Below are 17,886 nucleotides of genomic sequence, written 5' to 3'. Positions count from 1 at the left end.
CTACATTGATGACTACAAAAAAATGCTCCGTTTGTCAGCCGTCCTTCCGCCGCGTGCGCATCCGTTCTGCCGTACGGGCAGCGGCGATCGCCGCCCTGGCGGCCAGTCCAAGCACAACCGCTCCGGCTACGCTAAACGCGTTTAATACGGAAATATAAACCAGCAGCACGCCTTCGGCGAGGCCGTCCGATTGGCCCGCCGGCGGCAATGCTAACGCAAGCGCGCTCGCCAGCACCAGCAGGGGCAGCCACAGCAGCGGTATAAACAATGCGAAATACCAATACTGTCCGCGAAACAGCCGTGCGACCGGCACCGCGTACGCAAGCAGCAGTAGGCAGGCAATCGTCCGGCTTTCATCCAATATAAGCGTGCTCCACTGCGCCCCCTTCAGCAAGGCGCCACTGCCCAGCGCGCAAATCGCCGCAAGCAGCAGCACCCGTTTCGTGGCACGGTAATAAGCGGTTTTATCCGGCATATTCATTCATCGGTTCAGCAGCCTTCTGCGGCAAGAATCGTTTGTAAAGCCGCAATAAAAGCATCCATCTCCTCATCCGTGCCGATCGTAACCCGCAGATGGTTGCTGATGCGCGGCTGATTGAAGTAACGGACCAGAATGCCCTGCTCGCGCAGCGAATCAAGCAGCTTTTTGGCAGCTACCTTCGGATGCGTAATAAATACGAAGTTTGCGCCGGAATCCGCTGCATGGAAGCCCATCTGGCGCAGCTTGTCCGTAACGGCTTCACGGGTCAGCATGACGCGCTCAACCGTCTGGCGGAAATAGGCCTCATCCTCAAAAGAAGCAATCGCCGCGGCAAGAGCGGGGCGGTCCAGCGTGTAGGAGTTAAACGAGTTTTTTACCCGGTTCAGCCCTTCGATCAGCTCTTCGCTGCCGACGGCAAAACCTACCCGCATACCGGCCAGCGAACGCGATTTCGATAACGTCTGCACTACAAGCGCATTCGGATATTCATGAACAAGCTTCACGGCGGATTCCCCGCCAAAATCAATATAAGCCTCGTCAATCAGCACCACATGGTCCGGATTGCGGGCAAGCAGCCCCCGGAACGCATCCAGCGGGGCAAGTATGGCCGTCGGCGCATTCGGGTTCGGCAATACGATGCCGCCATTCTGGCGTTCGAACTGCTCGAACGGCACCTCAAACCGCTCGTTCAGCGGAATAAGCTCGGCCTTCAAGCCAAAAAACTCCGCATACACTTTATAAAAGCTGTATGTCACATCCGGGAACAAAATCGGCTCCGCCGGATTAAAAAATGCGGCAAACGAAAACGCCAGCACTTCATCCGAACCGTTGCCGACGAACACCTGCTCCGGACGGACCCCGTAATAGTCCGCGATTTTCCGGATCAGCGCGTCGCAGGTCGGATCGGGATACAGGCGCAAGTCGCCGTTTGCCGCTTCCCGGATCGCCTCCAGCGCCTTCGGGGAAGGCGGATACGGGTTTTCATTGGTGTTCAGCTTTATAAACTTTTTATTTTTGGGCTGCTCTCCCGGAACATAAGGGACAAGCGACGCAGCCAGCGGGCTCCAATATTTGCTCAAATCAGGTTGCTCCCTTCAATGTGGACAGTAATGGACTTATTTTACCACTTTCACTTCTTGCAGCGCGAGAGCGGACCGGCTGTCATTTATAAAATTGCTCCGCAGGCTACCGCCGCGGCTCTCCTTTGGATATCATCCTCGTAATTTGCATGATCAGCTTCAGGAACAGGCTGTTTTGCGGAAAAGCCAAATAACGCGGCTCCCATTCAGGATCGAACTTTTCCTTAAACCGGCGGATGCCTTGAAAGCCGTAAAACTGGTTGCCCTTCAGAAATACCCACCTTGCCAGTCTTTCCCCGCGGTAGGAGTAGCTGGACTCCCCGACGCTGGCAAGCGGCGCCATACCGAGATTAAACGTCTCGTATCCTTCCGCCTTGGCCCACTCCAGCAAATGGACAAACAGCACATCCATAACGCCGTTTAGCCCTTTGCGGTGCCTCATCAGGTCAATTTGTACGGATACGCCTTTATCGTATACAGGCATGAGGCTGGCGAAAGCGGCAACCCTTCCCTCGTTATCCCGCAGGACGGCGATAGGCGCCAGCTCCAAATACGACTCTTTAAAGGTGCCGAGCGTAAAGCCTTTTTCCTTACGGCCGCCAAGCCATTCATCCGATACGTCCTTCAGTTCGGACAGCAGCACGGGCGCAAAAGGCGGACGAATCATTCCGAACGTATAGCCGTTCCGTTCAAATTTGTTGCAGGCAGCGCGCAAATCGGCTTTGCGGCGGCCGGTCAAATGAAATCTTGCGAGCGGCACTACCGCCTCTTCCCCCAGCTTGAAGAAGCGGTAGCCGAATTCGTGATACAGCGGCAAATATTCGGCCCGCACCTGATAAAAAGCAGCCGTTGCCGCATAGCGGTCGGCATAATCGCGGAACTCGCGGATGAGCAGCCGGATGGAATCGGGATCGCCAATCGGATCGCCCAGCGCCACCAGCGTTTTGCGGTACCGGCCGTAAGCAAGCACCGCGTTCCCGTCCGGCGCCCACATGAAACTTTTGTCCCCGATAAACAGCAGATGGGTCAGGAAGTTGCCGTTATACTGCGTAAGCAGCTGCTCCAGCTTCGCCATATCCCGCTGATCCGGGAGCGGCGCAGGCGGAAGGCTGGGCAGAAATAAACGGCGGACGGACAACAGTCCCCAAGTGACCGCAAGCGCCACTACCGCTTCCCGCTGCAGCTCCCCATCCTTCAGTGTATACCGGGCGTACCAATGGGCATGAAACTTGCTCAGCTCCGGCGGAAGCTCATTGGTAGACAAGCCAAGCGACAGGTACAAGGCAATGACAATAAGCGATACGGCAGCCCAAATGAACGTCCGGCTTAACGAGAAAGGCGCTTCTTTGCGGTTAAACCGGTCTTTGGACAACCAGAGCAGCAGCAATACAAACAGAAGAAATACTGCTTCTTCAAATTCAAAGCCCTTTAATACAAGCGACGCCGTGCCGCCGACAAGCAGGAACAACGCGGCGTAATAAGCCCGTTTGACCCGGAACCGCAAGCTTTCCGATACCATCAGCATCAGCAGGCCAAACAATACGGCCAACTGGTGCGAGCCTTTCATTGTAAACGGCGTCACATATTGCTCAAGCAGATGCATCCGGTGCCAGCTGCCCGGCGTGGCCGAAGAGGTCAGAAGCAGAATGCCGCTTATAAAAACCAATGCCGCAAGCGCCCAGGCGCTAATATCGCTTAGAAGAGCCGACTGGCTTGGCCAATTCCAGACGGAATGCCAGCGTTTGACGGCTGGTTTTAATATTTGATGTTGCGCCTGCGCCCATTTTTCCTTGTTGGGCATCCACTCGGTGGAAGCAAACGCAAGCCCCAAGCTCCATGGCAATAGGCAATAAAAAATCCGGTACAGCAGCAGCACGGCCAGCGCCTGGTCGGAGGACAAACCCTGATGATGGAAAGCCAGCAGCACCACCGCATCAAAGGAGCCCAGCCCGCTGGGCACGAAGCTGGCTACGCCGGCAACGGCGGCCGCCGTATAAATGCCCATCGTCTCCCTGAAGCCGATCGGCAAATGAAGCAAATGGACGATAAACGCAAAAGAAACCGCTGCGGCAAACCACTCCGCCAGCGAAGCGGCGATCGCGTACACCGGCGCCGTGTGCGAGGCCGGAGCACCGCCTGCGTCGGACAGCCCCAGCCATTGCCCAAGCCTCGGCAGCTTGCCCAGCAGCGCAAACAGCACGGCATACGCCGCAACTGCAATAACGGCAAGCAGCAGCCACACATGGTCGCGCAGCAAGCGATCGTCCCGCCATGCGCCGGCAAGCAGCAGCAGCGACAGGATAGACAGCCCGGTCAGTGCGGACAGCGACTGATAGACGAGCGTACGCAGCCATGCCGGCCCTTGCAGCCCCCATTTGCGGTACAGCGTAAGGCGCAGCCCCGCGCCGGTTATTCCGGCAAAACCCATCACATTATTAAACGTGTTGGCGATCCAGCTGATTTTGATCACAGACAAAGCAGGAATTTGCGCTTTATTCCATTTCATCAGCAGCCCGTCGTACAGGAGCATCGCTCCGACAGCAGCAAAGCAGACGAGCACAAGCTCCGCATGATCCGCCCAATGCAGCTGTTTCAGCAGATGAAGCGCAGCGGCAGGCTTAATATCCCGGATAAAGCTTCCGGTTTGTGTGTACAGAAACAGGAGAATGATAACCGGAAACAAAAATTTGAATACGGATTTAAACGAAGCCAGCCGCTTGATTATTCCGGCCATCACATGCACCCTCTATCTAACGTTGTATCGAAAGTTGAACGCATTCGGACTTTAACCTTATATGTACGTTTGAGAACGGCAGCCGGATTTATTCAGCTTCCATAAGCAGCCCTCAATCTCGCAATAAATAAAAACCAGCCTGAGCCGCACTGCAGCTTCAGGCCGAAACACATCATGATACGGGAGCTAATCCCTTATATAAACACGCTAAACAGCAGGGTAATAAAGAAAATGATGATGATAGCAGCTACAAAAAACAGCGCCAGCGACAAAAGAACCGCCCCCAGGCTGCGCCAAGCCGAAAAGCGGTGCGCCTCGGCAACTGCCTTCACGAACACAACAATCGCCCAGACCGCAATGCACAGCTCAAACAAGCTGTAATTGTCCATAAAAGGCGTGTTGTCAAACGGCGCGGCAACCGTCTTCTGTATCCACGCCTCCCGGCCCAACACCAGAAACTTCGGTATCCACAATATGCCCTGCACCAGCGACGGAACCATAAAGCCGTATACAATCGCCGTACGCAGATCTTCTTTGTCTCCAGTTCCGCCAAGCCAGCCGCCGGCTACCCGAACGAGATAGCTGACCAGGTAGAAGCCGATCAATCCGCCGATGACGCCCAGAACCAATTGCCCAAAAAGCAGCAGCCCCAGCGGATTGTTGTCCAGCGTCTCCGGCTTGATGCTCGCATCGGTCAAACCCATGACCGCTCCGCCTAGTGCAGCCAGAAGAAGCAGCTTGCGGAATTGGTACGGCTGATTCAAATAATAGCGGCTAATCGCCCGCGGCTTGATCCATATTTCCAGCCAAGGCCATTTTCCCGGCCCGCCGGACGGCGGCTCGGAGCCGAGTGGTTCATGCGGTAATGCTGGTTGTCCGGTCATCGGCTGCGCTCCTTTTTCATCGTCGGATTACTCTCCGATTCTTTTGCCTACAATGATCAAATCCCGTTCCACACCGTCCAGCTCCGCCACGCGAGGCAGATTGGCCCATTCCTGAAAGCCAAACTTCCGGAGCAACGCAAGGCTTGGCTCATTATGCCCGAAAACAAAACCAAGCAGCGTCCGGACACCGAGACGCGGGCATTCATCAATCGCCTTCCGGACCAGCACGCTGCCAAGCCCTTTTGCGCGATGCTCTTCAGCAATATATATGCTCAGTTCCGCCGTTGCATTATAGGCCGGCCGCCCGTAAAACGACTGGAAGCTGAGCCAGGCCATTATATCGCCCTGGGCTGACTTCATAACCCAGAGCGGCCGGAAATCCGGCGAATGCTCTTCGAACCAGCGGCGCCGGCTTTCCAACGTCACCGGCTCCAGATCGGCCGTTACCATACGGCCGGCAACAGTTGAGTTGTAAATCGCCACGATATGCGGCAGATCGCTCCACTCCGCATCGGCAATCGTATAAGTTAAGTTCGTATCGTTCGTCATGTCATACTCCTTCTTCTAGCTGCCTTGCGGCAATAGGTTATTCATGAAGCTGCCCGCTGTCCGTTCAGCCGCGCCATAAGGCTTGACTGAAACATAAACTTGTTCAGCCGGAACGGAACCCGACCAGTTGCTTCCGCCAAGCTCCGTTCCCAACATCCCGCCATCCACCTCATAAGTATAAAACAGCTTGTTTTTATGATGCGGTTCCAGCGAGGTGTCCGCCGGCCTTAATGCAATGGGGCCTCCCCCAGCCTTTCCGGCATAACAAGAACCGGCATAAGGGTAACTTGGCTTAACCGCCCGTAGTTATAGAGGACAAGGCGGCATTCCGCCTGCGCCGTCTTCCCTTCCCGCTTCACAAGCGAACAGCTGCTTTCTTCCGGATTATAAGCGACGGAACGCGGACCGTCCGCATCGTAATATACAAACGTCATTAGCTTTGCCGTTGCATGCGGATAAATTTCAGCGCAAACCGCAATGGCTATCCAAAGCCCGATGCCAAAAGAAATGCGCCCTTTGCCGTATACCTTGTATACGCCTATCATCCCGGCGATGATGAACACGATCCCTATAATGGCCTCCAGCCGGAATTGCGCTCCCCCCGCCGGTACATGGGCCGGCAATCCGAGCAAGCCAAACAGCTGCTCGCCTAACGAAACGGACATATGATGCGGGGCAGCAAACAGCAGTCCGATCATTATGGCAAGCAGCCACACGATTCCTTTAGACAAGCGCATAACCTTTTCTCCTTCCGGATGCCAGGCCCGTCATGCTGCAGGCAGCAAATCAATCCAACCGTTATAAACATCATTATAACATTATTTTCCATACATACGTGTTATGACTTGCGGTTTCGTTTCATCCACTCAACCGCGTAATCCACAACTGCCCGCTGCGGCAGCAGCAGCGCGCTGGACTGTCCAATCAGCCCCCGTTTTACAAGTCCGGTATCCCGCTCGAAATCTTCGCCGATCCGGCTGAAGTCCGAGCTGTCATAGGCGAGATCGGCATACCCGATCCATTGCCGCTGACCGTTTGCGACAACGGGCGCATAGGCAGCCGTCTCCTGCTTCGACGGATAAGAGCTGCGGCATTCCGCCAAATGGATGGACGTATTGTTGCCGTTATCGACGCCGAGCAGCAGCACATGCCCGTCCAGCTCATAAATACGCGCAAGCGGCGAATTTTCCCCCAATCCGTATTCATACGAATGGTTATCCGTCACCATTCCGGCATGTTTGCCCCGTGCTGCAAATGACAGCTGCGGATGCGCGCTCCGCAGCACGCCGTTTTGCTTGCGGAAAAGCTCCGCAATGATGCCCATCCGGTTTGTTGGCGTCAAATCGCGGTCATAAGGCGGCATGTTCTCCCGGATCACATCCCACCATGCGGGATCAACGGGCGGATTTTGCCAGCCTGCCGGGTCCGACAAGTCTGTGGAATGGGCGGGCATAACAAGCGTGCCTTCGGGGCCAAGCACTTCCTCAAGCGCCAATATGACGGATACAGGTCCGCCAAGCACCCAGCTGCCGATTGATTTAAACGAGGAATGAACGATGACGGTCATTCCCGGACACATGCCCAGCCTGCGGAAATCTTCCGCCAGCGTCCGGACGGTCATGAGCTTACCTTTTAATTGTTCCATATACACTCACATCCATAATAATGAAATAAATCTCATTATAGCATGGCTGTCCACGCCAATAAGGCGCTAGGTGAAATAAAAAAAGCCGGCGACCCCGGGTCGCCGGCCTGCCAGCCAGTGTGTCCAATCAATAATATGGCGCCATAAACAAGTATACGACAACGCCGGTGATGCTGACGTAAAGCCATATCGGCATTGTCCAGCGCGCAATGCGGCGGTGCTTGTGCAGCTGCATCGTCCAGCCCCATACAAGCGTAAACAGCGCAAGCGGGACGATAAGGGCTGCCAGCACGCTGTGCGTAATCAGAATAAAGAAATAGATCGGGCGCTTGATGCCTTCGCCGCCGTAAGTGGCCGTTTCAGCCGAAATATAATGAAAGGTCAAATACGACACGAGGAACAGCAGCGTTGACGCAAATGCTGCCAATATAAAGCCTTTATGTACTTTAACGTTTTTTCGGATAATCGCGATTAGCGCCGCCACAAGGAAAATAAACGTAAAGCTGTTCAGCACAGCGTTAAGCCGCGGAAAAATCGTCGTATCAAAATGCACTTGCCCCTCATAGCCAATCGGCGAGAAAAACAGCAGCAAAATGACAAGGTTAGCGATAAGCGATACGGTAATAATCAATATCGCGTAGTTTTTAGTGCTGGTCGGTTGAATGTGATCGTTTTGCTTGCTCATGACCCGATAATCCTCCTCTTGTCCGCTACAATCGATATGAATTCATTATATGGGTTAATTGCCGAATGCGGCGGCGCCTTTGGTGACAACACTTCGAACATTTGTCCTGCAAGCGCGCGTACCTGTATAGTGTTTCCAGATTCGTCTATTTTCACCCTGATCCCCGGTCGAGCACAAGGCTTGACGGGAGAGACGATGGAAACTGGCATCCATGCCGCCATCTGCGGTATATTAAGGTCTGAATATCATTACTCCTCGAGGAGAAAAGAGGCCATAAAACAATGTATACCACGATTAAAAGTTTCGTAGATGACTATGCCATCGAGCGGCAATCCACGCAAAAGCTGCTGGATGCGCTGACGGATGAGTCCCTGGCGCAAGAAGCCCTGCCGGGAGCAGGCAACTGGTCGATCGGCAAGCTGGCCTGGCATTTGGTGCCGTCCGGCGGCGTCCTTTCCTATGGAGGCGTTGCGCTCGATCCGCCAAGCAAAGAAGCCGCTTACCCTGCTTCCGCTGCGGAGATTGCCGAGCTGTACCGCCGTTCGGCTGCTTCGGTTACCGAAGCGGTCGCGCAAAAATGGACCGATGCCGACTTGTCCAAAGAAATGAACCTGTTCGGCAGAACGTTCACTGCCGGCAGCTTCCTGACGTTGTTCATGAAGCATGAAATTCATCACCGCGGCCAGCTGACGATTCTGATGCGCCTTGCCGGCCTGCCGGTTGCCGGCGTATACGGCCCGTCCAAGGACGAGCGCTAAGCGCCCGTTTCGAAGGACGGCATTGGCGCTTCGTGCCGTCACGGGCACCGCTAAGCGCCGCGTCACTGCTCTGCCCGCCCGCCGGGCGGCGCGTTCTCTACATAAAGAGGGTGTTCCCCATTGCCGCATAGCGGCCGGCCGGGGAACACCCTCTTTTATTGCAAAAGCGTTTGGTTAAGCCTTCGACGGATCAAACGAGCTTTTTAGCGATACGATGCGGTTGAACACAAGCTCTTCCGGCGTCGAGTCCTTCGGATCCACGTTAAAGTAGCCGTGGCGGAAAAACTGGAATTTGTCATGGCCGGCAGCATCCTTCATGTTCGGCTCCACGAAGCCGCGCACCAGCTCCTGCGAGTTCGGATTGATGCATTCCAGGAACGGCTTGCCTTCTTCCTCCGCTTCGCTGGTAATAAGCGGCTCATACAAGCGGAACAGTGCAGGCACGGCTTGGGAAGCGTCAACCCAATGGATCGTGCCTTTCACTTTGCGGCCGGTAAAGCCGGAGCCGCTTTTCGTTTCCGGATCATAGGTGCAGTGCAGCTCCACCACATTGCCGTCCGCGTCTTTGATGACGTCCTCGCATTTAATAAAGTACGCATGCTTCAGGCGAACCTCGTTGCCCGGGAACAGGCGGAAATATTTGCTTGGCGGATTTTCCATAAAATCGTCCTGCTCGATATAAATTTCGCGGGAGAACGGAATTTGGCGATGGCCCATCGCTTCATTCTCGGAGTTGTTTTCCGCATCCAGCAGCTCCGTTTGTCCTTCCGGATAGTTGGTGATCACCACTTTGAGCGGGCGAAGCACCGCCATCGTGCGCGGCGCCTTCAGCTTCAAGTCCTCGCGGATAAAATGCTCCAGCATCCGCTCGTCAACAAGGCTGTTGCTTTTGGCAACGCCGATCTCGCGGCAAAATGCGCGCAGCGCTTCCGGCGTATAGCCTTTGCGGCGCATGCCGCTGATCGTTGGCATACGCGGATCGTCCCAGCCGTCCACCACGCCTTCGTCCACCAGCGCCTTCAGCTTCCGTTTGCTCATGACAGTGTTCGTCACGTTCAGGCGGGCAAATTCGTATTGATGAGGCGTCGCCTCCATCTCGCATTCCTGGATTGTCCAGTCGTACAGCGGGCGGTGATCTTCAAACTCCAGCGTACAGATCGAATGCGTAATGCCTTCGATGGCATCGCTCAGCGGATGCGCATAATCGTACATCGGGTAAATGCACCAAGCATCGCCGGTCCGGTGATGATGGGCATGGGCAATCCGGTACAGGACGGGATCGCGCAGCGTAATGTTGGGCGACGCCATGTCGATTTTGGCGCGGAGCACCTTCTCGCCGTTTGCGAATTCGCCGGCGCGCATGCGCGCAAACAGGTCGAGATTCTCCTCCACGCTGCGGTTCCGGTACGGGCTTTCTTTGCCCGGTTCGGTCAACGTGCCGCGGTTTTCGCGGATTTCTTCCGCCGACAGGTCGTCGACGTACGCTTTTCCTTTTCGAATAAGAAGAACGGCACGATTGTACAGCTCTTCAAAATAATCGGATGCAAAGCGGAGCTCGTCCCATTCGAAGCCGAGCCAGCGCACATCCTCCTGAATCGACTCTACAAACTCGGTATCTTCTTTAACCGGGTTCGTATCGTCAAAGCGCAAATTGGTGCGCCCTTTAAATTCGTCTGCCAGCTCAAAATTAAGGCATATGGACTTGGCGTGTCCGATATGAAGGTAACCGTTCGGCTCCGGCGGGAAACGAGTGACGATTTCCTGGACGCGGCCTTCCTTTAAATCTTCCACGACGATATTTTTAATGAAATTTGATGATAACTGCTTTGTTTCCGTATTCTCCATCATCGACCAACCTTTCCCACACAGACATGCTTATATCCTCCTATAATACACAAATTTCGCTGAAAACATAACCCACCCCGGGAATAGATTGTCCCTCTGTTCCGCCCGCCTTCTCCGCCCTTTTCATTCAGGGTTGAAGTTTGGCTCATACTTTTGTAGACTCCATTCATAGAGTACGGAGCGGATTAGCCCGGAATAAGGCGGGCTGCCGAATGTGACGGCTGGGGAGCGTGGAATATGAATTGGCAGGTTACGGTTGCTTATTCACCTGTTTATGAATTAATGGCAAGCTTGCATACGTACATTAACCGCGGTTCGCACAAAAAAATCGACCTTCCGCTCTCCTGGATAGAGGAGACGAGCAGCAAGCTCACGCCGGAGCTGAATGAAGCGCTGCAGCGGATGAAGCTGGATGACGAGTGGAAATCCGCTTATTTGCTGGCGATGTTATGCCCGGACAAAAAATCGGCGGAGCAGTTTCTAGGCTGGCTGGACAAGCTGGATACCAAGCAAATGAAAGCTTTGTTCGCCGAATACAGCCATCCTTATCCGGATGACCTGGAACAATACCGCACACGCATAACCGCGCTGCTGCGAGAGTGGCACCTCCAATATTTCAGCAAGCTTGACCCGGCAATCGGCCATGCGCTGGAACAGGAAGCGAAGGCGCGCAGCAAGATGCTGCAGAAGCTGCCGGCGGAATCTGCGATTGACGAGACGACGAACGGACTGATGTTCCGTCCGCTGCCCGGCATGAGTCAGCTTATTCTTATTCCGCAATATCATTTTCAGCCCCGCAATATCGTTTATCATTTTGACCATTATATCGTTTGCTTCTATAACGCCCGGCTTTATTTCGGAGACCCGGATACGATTCCGACGCCGGACCTGAACTTGCTTCGCAGCCTCGGGGAGAAAAACCGGCTCAAAATTTTGCGGTATGTGGCAGAGAAGCCGCGCACCTTTATTGAAATTGTGCGTTACTTGGGGCTCTCGAAAGGGATCACGCATGACCATTTGGCCAAGCTGCGGAATGCAGGACTGCTGTACGCCCATCTTGAAGGGGAAAATGTAACCGAATACAGCATTCGCACCAAATCGATTTATCAAGTGGAAAACAAGCTGCTTCATTATATTGAGGCACGCCCATAATGGATCGGACAGCCGCTGACCGCTCAGCGGCTGTTTTGACGGACCGGCGGCAGACCACTTGACGCGTGAAAGGCGGGGGCGGTGGTTCTTTTGAAGACAAGAGGCATTATGGCATGATAAGGATGCAAGGGAGTGGCATAGCATGTATTCCGATTTCGAACTGGCAAGTGACCGGCCGGCTTATATCCAGGTGAAGGACTATTTGAAACGGCTGATGACGACAGGCGCATTCCAAGCGGATCAGAAGCTGCCGTCCACGCGGGAGCTCAGCTCCCTGCTCCGTGTCAGCCGGACGACCGTCCTGACCGCGTACGCCGACCTTGAAGATGAAGGATTTATTTATCCGCTGCAGGGCAAAGGCCATTATGTGGTGCCCGCTGCTGCAAACGCCCAGGTTGGCGCGCAGGACGGCGGCCGGGAAGGCAAAGAGCAGCGGATCGACTGGAAGCAGCGCGTGAACGGCTACGCCAAGCTGGCGGAAGAGCATGACTTGATGAAGCACGGCATCCGCGCCGGCAAAGGCACGATTTCCTTCACCAGCATTGCGCCGGACGAAAAGCTGTTCGACCTGCAAAACGTCAAACGCGCGTTTCTCGACCGGATGTCGATTGAAGGCAACGTGCTGCTCAACTACGGCTATGCCAAAGGCTATAAGCCGCTGATCGATTATTTAAAGCGTTATATGGAGAACAAAGGCGTGGATATGGCGGGCAAAGATCTGCTCATTACAAACGGTTTTACCGAAGGGTTTAATCTGCTGTTGTCGGGCCTTAATCAGAATCATAAACGGATTTTGTGCGAAAACCCGACCCATAACACGGCCATTAAAAATATGCGCATGCACGGCTTTGAGCTGACCGGCATCGAGATGGAGCAGGACGGGTTAAATATCGGCATGCTCCGGGAGGAGCTGGATAAACGCCCTTACGATCTTGCTTATTTGGTGCCCTCTTACCATAATCCAACCGGCATCGTCATGTCGCATCATAAGCGGCTGGAGGCGATCCGGCTGCTAAGCGAGCGGCATATCCCGATTGTGGAGGACGGCTTTAACGAGGAGCTCCGGTATTCCGGCTCTCACGTCGCTCCGCTCATCGCCTGCGCAGGCAAGTCCAATCAGGTCATCTATTTAGGCAGCTTCTCGAAAATTTTGTTCCCCGGCTTGCGCGTCGGGTGGATGGCGGCGGACAAAGAGCTGATCGACTATATGGAAAGCGTCAAGCGCGCCCGCACCATTCATACGTCAACGCTGGATCAGTCACTGCTGTATCAATATTTGCATAACGGCAATTTCGAAAAATATTTAAAGCGCGCCAAAGCCGAATATAAACGAAAATACGAGCTGGCCAGCGAATGCTGCAAAAAGTGGCTGCCGGCCAAACGGCTGTCCGGGGACGGCGGACTGCATCTGTTTGCAGCATTTGAGCCGTCCTTCCGCACCCGCGATTTGCTGGACGCCTGCTTGAAGCAAGGCGTGGCATTTACGCCGGGCGATATTTTTTATACGGATGGCGGAGGGCAGCATACGATGCGGATCGGGTTCTCCCGCGTATCGGACGAACAAATCGCCGCAGGCATCGAACGGATCGGCAAAGCGGCAAGGCAGCTTTTGTAGCCGGCTTCGCGGCTGACGGACGGCGGCTCGCTTACAACGAATGAAGGAGGAAGATTAGCATGATGAAAGTAGGAGTTATTATGGGCGGCGTATCTTCAGAACGGGAAATATCGCTGCTGACAGGAAAAGAAATGGTCGCCAACCTCGACCGTTCCAAATATGAGGTGTATCCGATTGAAATTAATACGAAACGCGACCTGATTGATAAAACGGGAGGCATCGACGTCGCGCTGCTTGCCCTGCACGGCAAATACGGCGAGGACGGCACGGTGCAAGCGACGCTGGAATCGCTGGGCATCCCTTACACCGGCTGCGGCGTGCTGTCGAGCAGCGCCTGCATGGATAAAGACGTGACAAAAAAGCTGCTCCGCCAGGAGGGCGTCCCAACCGCCGATTGGGTGAATGTCGGCAGCATGGAGGAACTGGCCGCTGCCAATACGGAGAAGCTTGGCTTCCCGGTTGTCGTAAAGCCTAACTCCGGCGGCTCCAGCATCGCCACCTGCATTGCCCGCAATGCAGGTGAGCTGGAAGCGGCTGTTCTGGAGGCGCTGAAATGGGACCGTTCGGTCATGATCGAGCAATTTATCGGCGGAGACGAAATTACTTGCCCGGTTGTAAACGGCGAGCTGCTGCCGATCATCTCCATCCGCCCGAGCTCGGAGTTTTTTGACTATACGTCCAAATACGAGGACGGCGCTGCCGAAGAGCAGGTTGTCGAGCTGATCCCTGAGCTTCAGGAGAAGGTGGCGGATGCCGCACTCGCCAGCTACAAGGCGCTGAAATGCAGCGTATATGCGCGCATCGATATGATCATTAAAGACGGCACGCCTTATGTGCTGGAGATCAATACGCTGCCGGGGCTGACCCGCAACAGCCTGCTGCCCAAAAGCGCCGCCGCCGCGGGTATTTCGTTCAGCGCGCTGCTGGACGACATTATCACGTATTCGCTAGAGGAACGGCAAAGAGATTAAAGTAGCGGAGGAGCGAGCAAGCGATGAGCAAGACGAGTGATTATATTTCAAAAGTCGTAAGGGAAATGCCGCCATCCGGTATCCGGCAGTTTTTTAACGCGGCCGAAGCAAGCGCAGAGACGATTTCGCTTGGCGTCGGCGAGCCGGATTTCCGGACGCCGCGCAAAGCAAGGGAAGCGTGCATCCGGCTCATGGAAAGCGGCAGCACGATGTATACGCCTAACGAAGGGCTGTACGCGCTGCGCGAAGCCATTGCCGAATATTTGCATGCGGGCTTCCAGCTGGCGTATGATCCCGCCGGCGAAGTGCTGGTAACGGTCGGCGGCAGCGAAGCCATCGACCTCGCCATGCGCGCGTTTCTTTCTCCCGGCGACGAACTATTAATCCCCGTCCCCGGCTATATCGCTTACGAGCCGCTTGCCCGCATGAACGGCGCACAGGTGGTGCCAATCGAAACATCGGCCCGCCATTCATTCAAGCTGACAGCCGATGCGCTCCGTAAAGCCATCACGCCGCGCTCGAAGATGCTTGTGGTCAATTATCCAAGCAATCCGACCGGTGCCGTCATGACGCTGGACGACTGGAGGCCGATCGCGAAGCTGGCCGAAGAGCATGACCTGATCGTCTTGTCCGATGAGATGTACGCCGAGCTGACGTATGGCGGCAGGCATGCGAGCATTGCGTCGCTGCCCGGCATGAAGGAGCGCACCATTGTCATCAGCGGTTTCTCCAAAGCGTTTGCCATGACCGGCTGGCGCGTCGGTTATGCTTGCGGAGAGCGTGAGCTGATCAGCGCCATGGTGAAAATCCACCAATACACGGCGCTTTGCGCGCCTACGGTTGGCCAGGTGGCCGCCATCGAATGCTTGCGTTCGGGTCTGGAAGAAAAGGATGCGATGAAACAGGAATTTGACCGGCGCCGCCGTTTTTTTGTGCAAGGGCTGAACAACATCGGCTTAACCTGCCGCGAACCGCAAGGCGCGTTCTACGCGTTCCCGTCCATTGCGTCAACAGGCTTAACGTCCCAGCGTTTCGCCGAACGGCTGCTGGCGGAGGCTAAAGTCGCCGCTGTTCCCGGCCAAGTATTCGGCGGCGGCGGAGAAGGCTTTATCCGCTGCTCCTACGCCGCTTCGATGGAGAAGCTGGAGGAAGCGCTAATCCGGATTGACCGCTGGCTGCGCGTGAACATATAGAGATGTAAAAGGCAAGCCCTGCAGACGAATTTGTCTGCAGGGCTTGCCTTTTTTTCGCGCTCGCGATGGGAGCGGCGTCGGGCTGATGCGTGCGGCGGGCTCTGGTGCTGGGAGCGGCGCGGGGCTGATGCGTGCGGCGGGCTCTGGCGCTGCTGCGCCGCGCGGGGCTCTGCGTGCGGCGGGCTCTGGTGCTGGGAGCGACGTCGGGCTGATGCGTGCGGCGGGCTCTGGCGCTGCTGCGCCGCGCGGGGCTCTGCGTGCGGCGGGCTCTGGTGCAGCTGCGCCGCGCGAGGCTCTGCGTGCGGCGGGCTCTGGCGCTGCTGCGCCGCGCGGGGCGTTTCTGGCGGCCCTGCCGGGCTACTGTGAGGCGGCCCGTGCTGTCTCGGGCAATTGAAGTCCGCCGAGCGGACGGCCAACTGCATATATGCAGTTGTTTTTCCGAAAAAGAAGGCTCTGGCGGTGTTTACCTGCAAATATGCAGTTGTTTTTTGCTATTTCGAGCGAATTGGAGGAAAACGGGCAAAATCAACTGCAAATTTACAGTTGTTTGGGTCAAACCTTCATTTTCGTTCAAAATTAACTGCATATTTGCAGTTGGCAATGTGAAAAGGTCCATTCGAGCTGACCGGTCCGAACCCAATAATAAACTGCACAAGTCCGAACCTGCTTCACTCCTCTTAGTCAGCTCTTAAATGCGGAACCTGACCTTACCCGCTGCACCATCCTATATTGCTTTCCCTTCCACCGACCCAGCCCCAATAGACCTCACCTGCAACCGCAAGTCCAATCGGACAGCCCCACTCCGCTATACCAGAACCGCAACTGCAGCTTCGCCGGGAACTAACCATTAAAAATGGATGATGCCGCTGGTGTACAGGAACACGGCGACAACAAGAACCGGGGCGACATACCGGACAAGGAATGCCCATAAACGGTACCAGCCGCCCGACAATCCCGCTTCATCGCCGGCCTGCTTCCAGACGTATCCGGCAAAGATCGTCACAACAAAGCCGCCAACCGGCAAAATAATGTTTGAGGCGATAAAATCCATCCATTCAAAAAACGTCCGCCCCCAAAGGAAAGCCAGCCGTACAAGCCGCCGCCGGAAAGTGCCGAAGGAATCCCGATCAGAAAACATAAACAGCCGACGACTACCGTCGAAAGCCGCCGGCCCCAGCCCAGCTTGTCCTGCGTATAGGCAACGGGCACCTCCAGCAGCGACACGGTCGACGTCAATGCCGCAAATGCAAGCATTAAGAAAAACAAGCCGCCGAACAGCCAGCCGAGCGGCATAGCTGCAAAAGCCGCCGGCAAGGCAATAAATACGAGGCTTGGCCCCTGGTCCGGCGCAATGCCAAACGCGGCCGATATCGGAAAAATGATCAGCCCCGCCAGCAGCGCATAAATAAGGTCCCCGGCGCCTATCGCAAGCGTCGCCGAGCCTAACGACTGGCGCTTGTCCACATATGCGCCGTAAGTCATCATCGTGCCCATGCCAAGCGACAACGAAAAAAAAGCATGGCCAAGCGCGACCAGCACCGATTCCGTGGTCAGCTTACTGAAGTCCGGCATCAGAAAAAACTCCACGCCTTCCCAAGCGCCTTTCATGGTTAACGCCCGGATTACGAGCAGCAGAAGCAGGATGACCAGCCCCGGCAAAAAAATTTTATTAAACTTCTCGATGCCCGAAGAGACGCCTTTGTAGACCACCGCCGATGTCACCAGCATTCCGACAAACTGCCAAAGCACAGGCAGCCAGCTCCCGTTGAAATGGGCGAACCGCTGCCCGAAATCCGCATCAGCGAACAATTGCCGGCTAAACGATAACACCATATAATGCAGCGTCCAGCCCGCTACAACCGCGTAAAAGGATAAAATGAAAAAAGCGCCGGCAATGGCAATGACGCCAAATCCGCCCCATAGCCGATTGCCGCTCAGCCGTACAAGCGAGCTTGCCGCGCTGCCCCGCCCGCCCCTGCCGATTGTCAGCTCCGCAAGCAAAATCGGCAATCCGACAAACAACAAGCACATAATAAATAGCAGGAAAAACGCTGCTCCTCCGTACATGCCGGTGATATAAGGAAATTTCCACAGGTTGCCGAGCCCGACGGCGCTGCCGATTGCGGCAAATATAAAGCCCGATCTGGAAAACTTGTCGTTTGAGCCGTTTAAACCGCTGTCTGATGATTGGATGTGATCCGCCATTTCATTCCCTCAGCTTTCCTGAATTGCTAGCTGAACGTAGTATTAGCCATGCTTTCCCTGCTCATTCCGGGCGGCCGGCCGGTCGTTCAT

The 17,886-nt window shown here is 55.3% G+C and carries 17 protein-coding genes; 5 read left to right on the top strand and 12 right to left on the bottom strand.

Translation table 11 applies throughout. The features are described from left to right. Nucleotides 1-34 precede the first annotated feature (34 nt). The 9 genes from ET464_RS16120 to ET464_RS16085 form a co-directional block, all read right to left on the bottom strand. Nucleotides 35-481 carry a hypothetical protein gene (locus ET464_RS16120; protein WP_129442648.1) on the bottom strand — a complete coding sequence of 149 codons (447 nt, stop codon included), beginning with the start codon at nucleotides 479-481 and terminating at the stop codon, nucleotides 35-37. Nucleotides 482-489: 8 nt separating this feature from the next. Next, nucleotides 490-1,560, bottom strand: a complete 1,071-nt coding sequence (hisC, locus tag ET464_RS16115; protein WP_129442645.1) for a histidinol-phosphate transaminase — start codon at nucleotides 1,558-1,560, stop codon at nucleotides 490-492. A gap of 106 nt (nucleotides 1,561-1,666) precedes the next feature. Further along, nucleotides 1,667-4,294 (bottom strand): bifunctional lysylphosphatidylglycerol flippase/synthetase MprF, encoded by a 2,628-nt coding sequence (gene mprF, locus ET464_RS16110; protein ID WP_129442643.1) that lies wholly within the window; start codon nucleotides 4,292-4,294, stop codon nucleotides 1,667-1,669. Nucleotides 4,295-4,488: 194 nt separating this feature from the next. Then, nucleotides 4,489-5,178 (bottom strand): Yip1 family protein, encoded by a 690-nt coding sequence (locus ET464_RS16105; protein WP_129442640.1) that lies wholly within the window; start codon nucleotides 5,176-5,178, stop codon nucleotides 4,489-4,491. A gap of 27 nt (nucleotides 5,179-5,205) precedes the next feature. After that, nucleotides 5,206-5,727 carry a GNAT family N-acetyltransferase gene (locus ET464_RS16100; RefSeq protein ID WP_129442638.1) on the bottom strand — a complete coding sequence of 174 codons (522 nt, stop codon included), beginning with the start codon at nucleotides 5,725-5,727 and terminating at the stop codon, nucleotides 5,206-5,208. A 15-nt stretch (nucleotides 5,728-5,742) separates the two neighbouring features. After that, a complete protein-coding gene (locus tag ET464_RS19895; protein WP_165280029.1) occupies nucleotides 5,743-5,883 on the bottom strand; it encodes a hypothetical protein in 141 nt (46 codons plus the stop codon). A 71-nt stretch (nucleotides 5,884-5,954) separates the two neighbouring features. Next, nucleotides 5,955-6,464 carry a hypothetical protein gene (locus ET464_RS16095; protein ID WP_129442636.1) on the bottom strand — a complete coding sequence of 170 codons (510 nt, stop codon included), beginning with the start codon at nucleotides 6,462-6,464 and terminating at the stop codon, nucleotides 5,955-5,957. A 101-nt stretch (nucleotides 6,465-6,565) separates the two neighbouring features. Further along, nucleotides 6,566-7,372: an AAC(3) family N-acetyltransferase gene (locus ET464_RS16090; RefSeq protein WP_129442634.1), complete on the bottom strand. Its 807-nt coding sequence runs from the start codon at nucleotides 7,370-7,372 to the stop codon at nucleotides 6,566-6,568. A gap of 127 nt (nucleotides 7,373-7,499) precedes the next feature. Then, nucleotides 7,500-8,057: a DUF420 domain-containing protein gene (locus ET464_RS16085; RefSeq protein ID WP_129442632.1), complete on the bottom strand. Its 558-nt coding sequence runs from the start codon at nucleotides 8,055-8,057 to the stop codon at nucleotides 7,500-7,502. A gap of 281 nt (nucleotides 8,058-8,338) precedes the next feature. On the opposite strand from ET464_RS16085, the gene ET464_RS16080 reads away from it, so the two are divergent. After that, on the top strand, nucleotides 8,339-8,815 hold the full coding sequence (locus ET464_RS16080) for a DinB family protein (protein ID WP_129442629.1): 477 nt from the start codon (nucleotides 8,339-8,341) through the stop codon (nucleotides 8,813-8,815). Nucleotides 8,816-8,989: 174 nt separating this feature from the next. Here ET464_RS16080 and ET464_RS16075 read toward each other — a convergent pair whose 3' ends face one another. Then, a complete protein-coding gene (locus ET464_RS16075; protein WP_129444497.1) occupies nucleotides 8,990-10,660 on the bottom strand; it encodes a glutamine--tRNA ligase/YqeY domain fusion protein in 1,671 nt (556 codons plus the stop codon). Nucleotides 10,661-10,897: 237 nt separating this feature from the next. Here ET464_RS16075 and ET464_RS16070 point away from each other — a divergent pair, with 237 nt between their 5' ends. The 4 genes from ET464_RS16070 to ET464_RS16055 all read left to right on the top strand — a co-directional run bounded on the left by ET464_RS16070 (nucleotide 10,898) and on the right by ET464_RS16055 (nucleotide 15,591). Beyond that, nucleotides 10,898-11,812 (top strand): helix-turn-helix domain-containing protein, encoded by a 915-nt coding sequence (locus tag ET464_RS16070; RefSeq protein WP_244226571.1) that lies wholly within the window; start codon nucleotides 10,898-10,900, stop codon nucleotides 11,810-11,812. 142 nt (nucleotides 11,813-11,954) lie between these two features. After that, complete coding sequence (locus ET464_RS16065; RefSeq protein WP_129442626.1) at nucleotides 11,955-13,427, top strand: aminotransferase-like domain-containing protein; 1,473 nt, start codon at nucleotides 11,955-11,957, stop codon at nucleotides 13,425-13,427. A 62-nt stretch (nucleotides 13,428-13,489) separates the two neighbouring features. Then, nucleotides 13,490-14,398, top strand: a complete 909-nt coding sequence (locus ET464_RS16060; RefSeq protein ID WP_129444493.1) for a D-alanine--D-alanine ligase — start codon at nucleotides 13,490-13,492, stop codon at nucleotides 14,396-14,398. Nucleotides 14,399-14,421: 23 nt separating this feature from the next. After that, nucleotides 14,422-15,591: an aminotransferase class I/II-fold pyridoxal phosphate-dependent enzyme gene (locus ET464_RS16055; RefSeq protein ID WP_129442624.1), complete on the top strand. Its 1,170-nt coding sequence runs from the start codon at nucleotides 14,422-14,424 to the stop codon at nucleotides 15,589-15,591. Nucleotides 15,592-16,438: 847 nt separating this feature from the next. Here the strand turns inward: ET464_RS16055 and ET464_RS20770 are convergent. After that, nucleotides 16,439-16,594 carry a hypothetical protein gene (locus ET464_RS20770; protein ID WP_341869706.1) on the bottom strand — a complete coding sequence of 52 codons (156 nt, stop codon included), beginning with the start codon at nucleotides 16,592-16,594 and terminating at the stop codon, nucleotides 16,439-16,441. Next, nucleotides 16,591-17,796 (bottom strand): sodium-dependent transporter, encoded by a 1,206-nt coding sequence (locus ET464_RS16050; protein ID WP_341869705.1) that lies wholly within the window; start codon nucleotides 17,794-17,796, stop codon nucleotides 16,591-16,593. The genes ET464_RS20770 and ET464_RS16050 overlap by 4 nt, the downstream gene beginning before the upstream one ends. Nucleotides 17,797-17,886 lie beyond the last annotated feature (90 nt).

The sequence above is a fragment of the Paenibacillus protaetiae genome (genome assembly GCF_004135365.1).
GTDB classification, from domain to species: domain Bacteria; phylum Bacillota; class Bacilli; order Paenibacillales; family Paenibacillaceae; genus Paenibacillus_AP; species Paenibacillus_AP protaetiae.
Note: the sequence above shows the minus strand (reverse complement) of the source record. Positions and strands in the feature narration are given on the sequence as shown.